The 859-nt window shown below is 67.2% G+C and carries 2 protein-coding genes; both read left to right on the top strand.

All coding sequences use genetic code 11. The features are described 5' to 3' along the window. Positions 1-474 (top strand): type VII secretion protein EccB (locus A9W96_RS01915; protein WP_197499372.1); only part of this gene is annotated, 474 nt, incomplete at its 5' end. After that, positions 471-859 (top strand): hypothetical protein (locus A9W96_RS01920; RefSeq protein WP_156765087.1); only part of this gene is annotated, 389 nt, incomplete at its 3' end. The genes A9W96_RS01915 and A9W96_RS01920, both read left to right, overlap by 4 nt.

Here is an 859-nt window from a genome sequence, read left to right on the forward strand (position 1 = left end):
CCGCTGAACGTGATGGACATCCGGGAGAACCCGGCGACCTGCTGGTGGTGGCAGAAGACCTCCGGTGAGAACCGGGCCCGCGTGCAGGTCATCTCCGGCGCGACCATTCCGGTCGAGCAGAAGGACGTCAACCGGGTGGTGTCGCTGGTCAAGGCGGACACCACCGGGCGCGAAGCCGACCAGGTCTTCTTCGGGCCCGACTACGCGAACTTCGTGGCCGTCACCGGAAACGACCCGGGAGCCAAGACCACCGAATCGCTGTGGTGGCTCACGGACGCGGGCGCCCGCTTCGGGGTCGACGACACCCGCGAGGTGCGAGAAGCGTTGGGCCTCAAGACGAAACCGGGCCTGGCGCCGTGGGTGGCGCTGCGGCTGCTCCCGCAAGGGCCGACGTTGTCGCGGGCGGATGCGCTGGTGGAGCACGACACGCTACCGATGGATATGTCCCCAGGAGAGTTGGCGGTACCGAAGTGAAACGTGGATTTGCGCGGCCGACGCCGGAGAAGCCTCCGGTAATCAAGCCGGAGAACATCGTCCTCCCGACGCCGCTGAGCATCCCGCCGCCGGAAGGCAAGCCATGGTGGATCGTGGTGGTCGGCGTCGTGGTGGTCGGTCTGCTGATCGGCATGGTCGCCATGACCTTCGCCAGCGGCTCGCACGTGTTCGGCGGCGCCGGCTCGATCTTCCCGATCTTCATGATCGGTGGCGTCGCGATGATGATGTTCGGCGGCCGGTTCGGCGGCCAGCAGCAGATGAGCCGCCCCAAGCTGGACTCGATGCGCGCCCAGTTCATGCTGATGCTGGACATGCTGCGCGAGACCGCCCACGAGTCGGCCGACAGCATGGACGCCAACTACCG

Source organism: Mycobacterium sp. 1245852.3 (assembly GCF_001669335.1).
GTDB classification, from domain to species: domain Bacteria; phylum Actinomycetota; class Actinomycetes; order Mycobacteriales; family Mycobacteriaceae; genus Mycobacterium; species Mycobacterium europaeum_A.